The sequence below is a fragment of the Micromonospora sp. LZ34 genome, assembly GCF_052981855.1.
On the sequence record NZ_JBRIQN010000101.1, the window covers coordinates 1 to 8892 of the forward strand.

Genomic DNA, 8892 nt, shown 5'->3' on the forward strand with positions numbered 1-8892 from the left:
GCTGCGACAGACAAACGGTGGCGGTCTTTCACCTCCACTCGAACAACAGCGCCTCACGGCGCACCGGATCAGAAGGTCAGGGGTTCGAGTCCCTTCGGGCGCGCAGCAGGTCAAGGGCGGATTCCCGTCATGGAGACCGGCCCTTCATCATGTTGACCCCCACGGCTGACCCCTACGCCTACGCGTCGAAGAGGAAGCCGAGGGCGACATATTTCCGCCAGGTGATGTGCGACAGGCCTCAGCCGCCTAGGTCGCAACTGCCCGGCGATCACCGCCCTGTCATCCCGATGACAGGACGTCTTGCCTCTGTGAAACGGTGAGGACATGGCTTCCCCGCTGATCCGTTCGGCAAGACAGTCGGAGCTCGATGACTTGGCCCTGCTCGAGGTCCAGGCCGGCGAGCTCTTCCACTCGGTTGGCATGTCAGAGGTGGCCGACCATGTCCCCGATCAGCAGGCCCTGAGTCGAAGCCAGCAGCAAGGGCTGATCTGGGTTGCCGAGGAAGACGGAAAGATCGCAGGCTACATCGTGGCAAGGGTGCTGGACGGTAATGCCCACATAGAGCAGGTATCGGTAGCTCCCACTCACGCTCGGCTGGGCATCGGCCGCCGGCTCATATCGCACCTCGAGACATGGGGCAGGCGCAACGATCGGCCAGCGACGACCCTGATGACGTTCCGCGACGTGCCCTGGAACGGCCCCTACTACCGGACACTTGGGTACCGAGAGCTACCCGGCTCGGAGATCGGACCCGAGCTGGCAGCCGCGATGCAACACGAAGCGTCGCTGCCCGGAATAGATGCCTCCCGCCGGTGCGCGATGATCAAGTGCAACGGCGACGTTTGTTGACGTGCGTCGTCAGGTGCCGCCGATGATCGCCCTCCCCACGTGCATCCTCAGCTGCCGCTGACGGGGCCACGCTCCGTGACGAGGTGCGGTGGGTTGAACGCTCGGTCGTGCCGGCGTGAGTGCGTCGGTGCGATGACGAAGGCGCAGATCCGTGACGCGTTGACGAGGTAGAGTCTCGCGTCGTGGTGGCAGGGATTGATCAACACGGACAGGGTGAGGATGGCCGCCGTCTCGGTCAGGAAGCGATGCGGCGGCTACGGCTCAGATCCGTCTGTGCGGTCGACCCGGGCTCACCGACTCGGAACTTGACCGGATCGAGCAAGAATTTGGGTTCCGGTTTGCCGCCGACCACCGGGCTTTTCTGTCCGCAGGACTGCCGGTGAACACCCGGCCCGAGCCACGCGAGCCGGGCGTGATCTACACACACCCGGAGCCGTGGCCCGACTGGCGTAACGGGGACCGCGAGAAGCTGCGCAGTCTGCTGGGCTGGCCCAGCGAAGGAGTGCTGTTCGACGTCGAGAACAACGGCTTTTGGTACGACGGCTGGGGTTCACGCCCAAGCGGCACCTCAGCGGCATTGGCGACTGCGACGCGCATGCTGGCTCAGGTTCCGAAGATGGTGCCGGTGTATGGACACCGGTATCTTCCTGGTGAGCCGAGGGCCTTCGGCCACCCGGTGCTTTCGATGTGGCAGACCGACATCATCTACTACGGGTTGGATCTGGCCGACTACATCGACCGGGAGTTCGGTCGCGTGGGCCCAGGCGAGACCCCGTGGGAGCCGGAGGCGAGCGTCGAGTTCTGGCGCGATCTAGTCTGAGCCGTACTCTTTCCGGCCGTTTCATCTGCCGGGGCATCCCCAAGCCAGAGCATGTGCGTGGCGAGCGAAGCGTCAGCGGCGGTTCCAGCGCGGAGGGATGTCTCCACCGCCCTCGTCGGATGCGCACATCTGCCGCCGACCGAGCAGTCATGCCGATGTGCGGATGCGGAGGTCGGGCCTGGCCGGGGTCAGTCACAGCAGGCCGCGTTCGCGTAGCCGGGCGAGCCGGTCCGGCGGCAGGCAGTCGGCCAGGTTCCGCTCCAGGTCGACCAGCTCAAGGTCGACCGGGTACACCACGAAGTCTTCGGCGACTGGCAGCGTGTCCGACCAGTCGCGGAGGTTCAGCCGAGCCGCCACCGCGCACAACAGTCGCCGGCCCACCTCGGATCCGGCGGCGGCATCGAGGTCGCCGGCGTCGAGCAGGGCGAGTTCCTGTCGTACCAGCCGCACCGATCCTGCGTCGTCGAGGTCGAAGTCGGTACTGGCCTCGAAGTCGGCCGGCGACCATGCTGCCTGGGCGTCGATCGCCGCCAGGGCGGCGCGCTCGTCCTCAGTGGCCCCGTGGACCTCGAAGGACAGCGCGTCCGATCGGTAGTAGCTCAGCGCGATGCAGGCGGCGGGACCGTCGACCGCCAGGCGCGCCACGGCGTCCGGGATCAGCGTGAGGAATGCGTCTTCGATGGTCCGGCACGCCGCTTCGAGGTCGAATCCGGCCGGCGGCCGCTCATAGCGCACCTCGGACCGACGGCCCATGACCTCGACGACGCGGACCAGGCCGCGGTCGTCGTGCTCCGCCGTCAGCACCGAAGGCGCCCGGCCGTCGTGCTCGATCTCGATGCGGCTGATCCGCCCATCGGTGTATGAGTACGACTCCCGCCCCGAGCCTCCCCGCGCGACCGTGTCGGCCGAGCGCATCAACCCGTCCACAAAGCGGTACTCGTGCAGGTAGATGGGCCCGTCCGTATCGAAGTGCGCCGCCTCGACCACGTCGCCGTCGTGGCCGACGAACGTCTCGTAGTACAGGCGGCCGTGAAGAAAGCCGCTGTACTCCTCGATCACCACCGCGCGGCCCTCGGCGTCGAACCCGATGCGCAGGACATCCCGATCCACCGGCGGTCTGGCGTCCAACCGGCGGCCAGCCTTGAGCAGGTCCCGTTCGAAGTGCAACGGACGAAGATCAAGGCCCGGCCAGGTGTACCAGTCCCAGCGCCCGACGAGCGCGGTCGCCGCTCTCTTCCGGGAGTCGTACTCGCCAGCGAGCTGGGCGAACCGCGCAGCAAGATCGGACATGTCCGGGATCCTACTGGTCGCCTCGCCGGACTGGCCGCCGCGCACATCCGGATCTGCCGCATTCGGAGTGTCACGGTCTGTCACGTTGTCGGCGGTCGCTCCGCCGGTCGGTTCGGTGGCGCTTAGCCAGTTGCCGATGGTGGGCGATCACAGTGGGGCTGCGCGCTGATCGGGGGCCCGCTGGCCAGGAGACCCTCGTAAGATCACCGCCATGCAGCTGATCGAACGACCGTGGGGCGTCACCTCATACGGCGCGGCAAGCGTGAAGTCGATGCCGGATATGGTCCGAGCGAGGTTCCGGGTCGTGCGGGTGGAACAGACGCCGTCAGGCGCATTCGCCGCGGCGGCTGAGGCGGTGCACGCGGTGCGCCAGTCGCTGCGAGACCACGGTGTTGCCGATAGTGCTGTGGAGCGGTCGCGGCTGGATCTCAAGAGTTCGTGGAGCGGCTATGGCGCGGAGCGGGTATTCCTGGGCTATCAGTGCCAGGCGTCGTTTGCCATGGAGTCGGACCGTCTGGACGTCGTTCAACAGTTGCTTGATGACGTCGTAGATGCCGGCGCGAACGAGATTGAGGCGGTTGAGTTCGACGTCACGGCTAAGGCCGAGATGCGGGCGGAAGCTCGGCGTCAGGCGGTAGCAGCCGCTCGGCGCAAGGCCGAGTTGTACGCCGACGCAGCCGGCGTCCGGCTGGGGACTGTCGTGCACATCGACGACGTCGATCCCGAGAACGTGGGACACGAACGATACCGTGGCCACGGTTCGGGCGGTGAGGCTTCGGCACAGGACCTCGCTCCCGGACACGTGGTGGTTTCGGCTGCGGTGATCCTCGGCTTTTCAATCACCCACGACTAATACCCCGCTCTGGACCTCCGGACCCTTTCAACGCACCGCTACTGCCGCGCTCTGTCCACGCACACCCGCTCGTACCCCCTGCTCGACTGCGCACCTTCCAGGACGACCGGATCTGCCGCCGTTCGTGCGCTCGGCCTGTTCGCCGGCCGTCACTGTTGCGTGGATTGCGTTGGATCGCCGCCGTAGAGGGCTGCGAAGACGCGGTCCCGCAGGATCTCGTACTGCTGGCGGCATCGCCGAGGTGGGCCCGGCGGGCGTTGCTGGACTTGACCGCCGACAACGACTTCCGGTGGCTGGAACTGGTCAGCTGTCAGGTCGACCTCGCGGCCGTCGGCCAATCGATTCCAGTAGTGGTAGCCGACCTTGGCGTCTCCGGCGAGGACCTCGCCGAGGATCAGCTCTCCGCCGAGCAGGTCCTGAATGATCAAGGCAGTCACCCCGCATTGACCACGGGCTGCGTTGCCGGCGTGCCAATCCTGCACATCGTGCGGGTCGCAGGTATCCGCTCCCCAGCCGCCGCGCAGTACCGGCCGCAGCATCTCCAGGTCAATCGCGAGAGGGACTGATCGTTGGTCGCGCTCTTCAGACGTCACCCAGGAAGGGTCAGCCCTCGACCGGGTCGAGAGTCAAGAAATACCCCGTCTCGGGTCCTGGCCGGCCGAACGGCGCCACTAGCGGGCGCGCTCATCTGCCGCGCGCGTGGTCACGTGACGTGCCTGTCAGTTGGGTAGTTGCCCGGAGGCAGGCTCCAGCCGTTCACGGCCCCGAGTGAGCGTGAAGCGCAGCGGCTCGCCGTCACGATCAACCTGCCAGCCTGTGGCGAGCGCCGCCCGGATCAGTTCCGCGACCAACCGCGGCGTGACAGGGGCCACGGCGAACGCCTCGGCCACCCGGTCCGATGGCGCGGTGATGATCGGCCCGTAGTTGAGCCACGGATCGTCGAAGGCCACTCGGACCTCCAACTGAGTGCCCCGCCTGGTTGCGACGTGACAGACCCGGACTACGACGTGACCGAGGTCGACGTGATGGACCGTCCATCGGTAGTCGACATCGTCAACGCGAATCCTCCGCTTTCGGATCGTGGCCATGGTGCGAGGGTAGGCAGCCGACGACCGTGAGTGGCTCAGCGAAACAGTTGACCTGTTGCGGGAGAAGGAGCAGATCGTGCTGTGCGGCCCGCCCGGCACCGGCAAGACCTACCTCACAGGCGCGCGCGGGGCCCGCGGCGACCCTCTCTTCGCACCGGATCACGCGTTCGCAGGTGTCACGCCGTTGGCGAGCTGCCCGCCGTACTCGCTGCTCACGATCGAGGTGCCCGACCTCGCGAGGTGGTTAGAGGTGTGCGTTGCGGCCGGGTGTTGCCGGTACGGCCAATCCATTGCACGCGTCTGGGCTCTCGCGGTATCGATGTTGGGCATGGTGAGGATCGCTGTAGTTCTCCTGTTGCTCATCGGCGTCGGCTTCTACCTAGTTCGAGGCGTGGTTGGTGTCCCGGCGTACTACGCCTGGGTCAATCGACGCGCCAGGAGGGTGCGTGCCTGACCCTTCGGCTGCGGCATACCGATGGGGGGACCGCAGAGCGGATCCCACCGGGCCTCGCCGGGGCAGTTCAACCGGAGTACTCGCCACACTGAGCAGCGGTCGACGCTGCGCGCGGGACATCGCCATGGCTGTCTACGACCGCGAGTAGCCGGCCTGGCGCCGTTCAAGGTTCGCTGTCCAGCTCGGTGTAGCCGTGTGCGATCAGCACGGCGAGGAGGTGGTTCTGCCACGTCTTCTCATCGGCGTTGCGCCATCGGTGCTGCCGTGGGCATTGCCAGTTCGGCGGCGGTTCCTCGGGGAGGAAACACCCGCCGAGCGCAAGGTCGCCGTCGGCGGCGGCATCTCTCGCTTCTGGCACCGGCAGGCCGAAGAGCAGAGGGACGCCCGTCGCGTGGCACTCGGGACAGGCTGGAATCACCTCGCCACGGTAGCGAGCTTGCGACATCCAAGGCGGCACCCCGCGGAGGGGTCGCATCGGGGAAGCTGGCTGGAAAGGCGGGTCGTATGAGGCCCGACGTCATCAGCGGCTACTGCATCGGCGGCCTCGCCCGTGCCGGGGCTTTTCTTGCGGCAGATGAGATCGGGCACGGCGAACATCCAGACCTCGCGTCTGCCCGAGAAATCCGAGGAGGGGATAACGATTGCAGGTCGTGCGGTAGGTCGGGCAGCATCGCCGGGGTGATGCTTCTGGTTCCCGGAGATCCATTGCACCCACGTCGTCCGGATGGTCACTTCGTGGCGGAGGCGCGAACGGCTAGAGAAGCCGGACTGAACGTCGCTGTGGTGGACCACGACGCGTTGGTTCGAGGCGACGACATCGAGCGGGCGGTGGGGTCCGTACCGGTCGGTGGCGTTACTGTCTATCGGGGCTGGATGCTCAGCAGCGAGCGGTACGCCGGCTTCGCCGCCGCGCTCGCCAGGCGTGGCGTGATGCTGCGAACGACAGCCGAGCAGTATCGGCGGGCGCACGAGTTGCCTGGCTGGTATTCCGTGTTGGCAGAGGTCACGCCCCGCTCGGTGTGGACTGCCGGCGTGGATCGCGCGGACTTCGATCGTGCCCGGTCGGCGTTCGGCGGAGGCCCGGTCGTGGTGCGGGACTATGTCAAGTCGATGAAGCACTACTGGGACGAGGCGGCGTTCGTTCCGGACGTGGCGGATGGTGAGGTCGCGTGGAAGGTCGCCTGCCGGTTGCGCCATCTACGGGAGGACGATTTCGTCGGCGGATTCGTGCTGCGCGAGTTCGAGTCGTTCACTGCGGCCGAGTTGCGGACCTGGTGGCTGAACGGCCGCTGCGTGCTGATCGGGCCGCACCCGGACACCCCGTACGACCGGCCGCCGACGAAGGTCGACGCAAAGTTGTTCGCCCCGTGGGTCACGGCGTTGGAGCTGCCGTTCGTGACGGTGGACCTCACCCTGCGCGCTGACGGCGTCTGGCGGGTCGTCGAGATCGGCGACGGGCAAGTCAGCGACCGGCCTGCCAGCATTGAAGCTGCGGAGCTCGTAGCAGCACTGACCGAAGAACTAGGTTGATCGGCATCGGTCAACGCCGGTCGGATACCGGCAGGATGCTGGGCGGCATGTTCTCTGGATGCCGTCGTGGTGGCGTCGGAGGGGTCGGCTATCGCCTTCGCGTGACTGGCTGTGTCGCACGCTCATGCCGATGAGAGTGCGTCGAGCCGAGGCCGAATGACTTCGACGTGTGGCTGGTTGCTTGGACACGCTCAATGTCCTAATCGCGCTGTGATCGCGATCAGGACGATAGCTGCGGCCGACAGTATTCCGGCCCCGACCGCGAGAGCGATCATGCCGACCCGGGTGGTGGTGACAACCGCGTCATCGGTGTGAGTGGTGGCCGGTACCTCGCCCAGCATCGCGACGATCCGTTCGACCGTGCGCACCTGGCAGCGGCCATTGCTACGGTACTGACCCCCACGCAGGTCCCACAGCGGTGAGTCGACCCGGAAGTACACGTGGTCGCCATTGGTCAGGTCGAGACGGACCTCGACACCGCGGCGGGAGAACTGACCGAGCAGGTGACGGGGCACGCTGATCCGGTGCAGCGCTGTGTCGATGCGCAGGTGCCGGGGTGTCATGACGAACCGGGCTGCCGGCCCGGCCAGGTAGCAGCCAGCGGCACAGCCGGCCGCCAGCACCAGTTCGAACAGGCTGCCCAGGCGGGGCTGGGTGTCCCAGTTAACGAGAGCGGCCAAGACGAGCCCACCACCAGTGATAGCCATCATCAGATAGGCGATGCCGCTGCGGCGGTGCACCGAGCATGACCGCGCCTCGACGTGGTGTACCACCGCGGACGGCGCTGGTACCGGTGGAAGAGACGCGTTGCGGTAGCGCAACGCACTTGCTGAGCCGATCCGCCCGGCAACCGCCACGATGAGGGCGACCGCGCCGAACGTTGCTGGGAGTCCGTATCCCGCGTCCCCACGGGCCACCTCGGCCGGGGTGCGGGTCGCCCACAACACCACCGCAACACCCAACAGCGCGAACCCAACACCCGACACGATCAGCGTCAGGCGCCAGGTCCACACCAGCGCGCCGTTGTCGTGCCACTCGACCGACCGCCGACCCACCGCACACTCCCCAAACAGAGCCCGGCCACATCGACCGGCGAGGGTCACGATAGAGCCATCAGACAAGGGCCTGCGTCATGCCGCACAGATCCACCGCGCTCACATGCCGCGATCCGCGCGCTACACAGCGTTACGCCGAGCTGGCCCGGTTGCCGTCCGGTCGTGCCGAAGAGCTTGCGGTTCCCCTGGGTGACGAAGCCGTGATCCGCGGAGGCGTGGGATCCGCCGCCCTCGGGGTGCCGCCCTTCGGACGGGCTCCCTCCAGGGCACCGAGCAGTCCCGTCGGTGGCTCGTGGTCTAGTACGGGGTACGCCGCTCCCGTCACCTCAGGGAGGTAAGAGCGGGAACGCCAGTCGATGGATCCGTGGTTGAGGAGGACTGTATGGGCACCCCGTCAGCAGACGTCGAGCAGTACTTGACCGACCTGCAGCATCCCCTCAAGGCGGGCGTACTGCAGCTCAGAGCCGCGATCCTGGCCTCCGACCTGGCCATCACCGAACATGTGAAGTGGAACGCTCCGAGCTTCTGCTACGGCGGCCAGGACCGGGTCACGTTCCGCCTTCAACCTCGTGGGCGGCTGCAGCTGATTTTCCACCGAGGAGCGAAGGTCCGCGCGGACACCGCCGGCTTCGTCTTCGAGGATCCCTCCGGGCTGATGACGTGGCTGGCACCCGATCGCGCCGTCATCGACTTCCCCGACCTCGGGGTCGTCACCACGCACCAGGCACAGGTCATCGCGCTGGTCGACCGTTGGGTGCTGGCCTGATGGCGGGCGACGGTGCAGGCAAGCCCCGGCAAGACCGCCCGCTAGTGCTCATGCCGCCGATCGTGCACGCGGCGCTCAGCCGACGCGGTCACGCCGGATAGTCGTGTTGGCTAAGTACCCCGCGCCGTTAATTCGTCGGGGGTCGTATCCATGCGGTGGGGTCGTTGAGGTAGAGACCGCACGCGCA

11 protein-coding genes are annotated in these 8892 nt (G+C 67.0%); 6 read left to right on the forward strand and 5 right to left on the reverse strand.

From position 1 onward, the window contains the following. Positions 1–324 precede the first annotated feature (324 nt). Positions 325–849 (forward strand): GNAT family N-acetyltransferase, encoded by a 525-nt coding sequence (locus ACVCAH_RS36880; RefSeq protein WP_447140841.1) that lies wholly within the window; start codon positions 325–327, stop codon positions 847–849. A 379-nt stretch (positions 850–1228) separates the two neighbouring features. Beyond that, positions 1229–1669 (forward strand): hypothetical protein, encoded by a 441-nt coding sequence (locus ACVCAH_RS36885; protein WP_447140842.1) that lies wholly within the window; start codon positions 1229–1231, stop codon positions 1667–1669. A gap of 192 nt (positions 1670–1861) precedes the next feature. On the opposite strand, the gene ACVCAH_RS36890 is transcribed toward ACVCAH_RS36885, so the two are convergent. Further along, complete coding sequence (locus ACVCAH_RS36890) at positions 1862–2731, reverse strand: hypothetical protein (RefSeq protein WP_447140843.1); 870 nt, start codon at positions 2729–2731, stop codon at positions 1862–1864. Positions 2732–3170: 439 nt separating this feature from the next. Here ACVCAH_RS36890 and ACVCAH_RS36895 point away from each other — a divergent pair, with 439 nt between their 5' ends. Further along, a complete protein-coding gene (locus ACVCAH_RS36895) occupies positions 3171–3812 on the forward strand; it encodes an SIMPL domain-containing protein (protein WP_447140844.1) in 642 nt (213 codons plus the stop codon). A 149-nt stretch (positions 3813–3961) separates the two neighbouring features. Here the strand turns inward: ACVCAH_RS36895 and ACVCAH_RS36900 are convergent, their stop codons facing one another. Further along, positions 3962–4405, reverse strand: coding sequence for a YunG family protein (locus tag ACVCAH_RS36900; RefSeq protein ID WP_387378467.1), 444 nt, complete (start codon positions 4403–4405; stop codon positions 3962–3964). Positions 4406–4531: 126 nt separating this feature from the next. Next, a complete protein-coding gene (locus tag ACVCAH_RS36905) occupies positions 4532–4900 on the reverse strand; it encodes a hypothetical protein (protein ID WP_447140845.1) in 369 nt (122 codons plus the stop codon). A 55-nt stretch (positions 4901–4955) separates the two neighbouring features. On the opposite strand from ACVCAH_RS36905, the gene ACVCAH_RS36910 reads away from it, so the two are divergent. Further along, the gene (locus ACVCAH_RS36910) at positions 4956–5354 is read left to right on the forward strand and encodes a hypothetical protein (protein WP_447140846.1); all 399 of its coding nucleotides are present in this window, start codon (positions 4956–4958) and stop codon (positions 5352–5354) included. 163 nt (positions 5355–5517) lie between these two features. On the opposite strand, the gene ACVCAH_RS36915 is transcribed toward ACVCAH_RS36910, so the two are convergent. Further along, entirely contained in the window at positions 5518–5799 is a 282-nt protein-coding gene (locus ACVCAH_RS36915; protein ID WP_447140847.1) for a hypothetical protein, read from the reverse strand. Between the two features lie 59 nt (positions 5800–5858). On the opposite strand from ACVCAH_RS36915, the gene ACVCAH_RS36920 reads away from it, so the two are divergent. Continuing rightward, complete coding sequence (locus tag ACVCAH_RS36920; protein WP_447140848.1) at positions 5859–6884, forward strand: ATP-grasp domain-containing protein; 1026 nt, start codon at positions 5859–5861, stop codon at positions 6882–6884. A gap of 191 nt (positions 6885–7075) precedes the next feature. On the opposite strand, the gene ACVCAH_RS36925 is transcribed toward ACVCAH_RS36920, so the two are convergent. After that, a complete protein-coding gene (locus ACVCAH_RS36925) occupies positions 7076–7939 on the reverse strand; it encodes a hypothetical protein (protein ID WP_447140849.1) in 864 nt (287 codons plus the stop codon). 415 nt (positions 7940–8354) lie between these two features. Here ACVCAH_RS36925 and ACVCAH_RS36930 point away from each other — a divergent pair, with 415 nt between their 5' ends. Further along, positions 8355–8705 (forward strand): DUF1801 domain-containing protein, encoded by a 351-nt coding sequence (locus ACVCAH_RS36930; protein ID WP_447140850.1) that lies wholly within the window; start codon positions 8355–8357, stop codon positions 8703–8705. Positions 8706–8892 lie beyond the last annotated feature (187 nt).

What these genes read in the sequence shown, in the direction of transcription:
- ACVCAH_RS36880 (WP_447140841.1), top strand. Translation starts at nt 325, where the DNA reads ATGGCTTCCCCGCTGATCCGTTCGGCAAGACAGTCGGAGCTCGATGAC.
- ACVCAH_RS36895 (WP_447140844.1), top strand. Translation starts at nt 3,171, where the DNA reads ATGCAGCTGATCGAACGACCGTGGGGCGTCACCTCATACGGCGCGGCA.
- ACVCAH_RS36905 (WP_447140845.1), bottom strand. Translation starts at nt 4,900, where the DNA reads ATGGCCACGATCCGAAAGCGGAGGATTCGCGTTGACGATGTCGACTAC.
- ACVCAH_RS36915 (WP_447140847.1), bottom strand. Translation starts at nt 5,799, where the DNA reads ATGTCGCAAGCTCGCTACCGTGGCGAGGTGATTCCAGCCTGTCCCGAG.
- ACVCAH_RS36920 (WP_447140848.1), top strand. Translation starts at nt 5,859, where the DNA reads ATGAGGCCCGACGTCATCAGCGGCTACTGCATCGGCGGCCTCGCCCGT.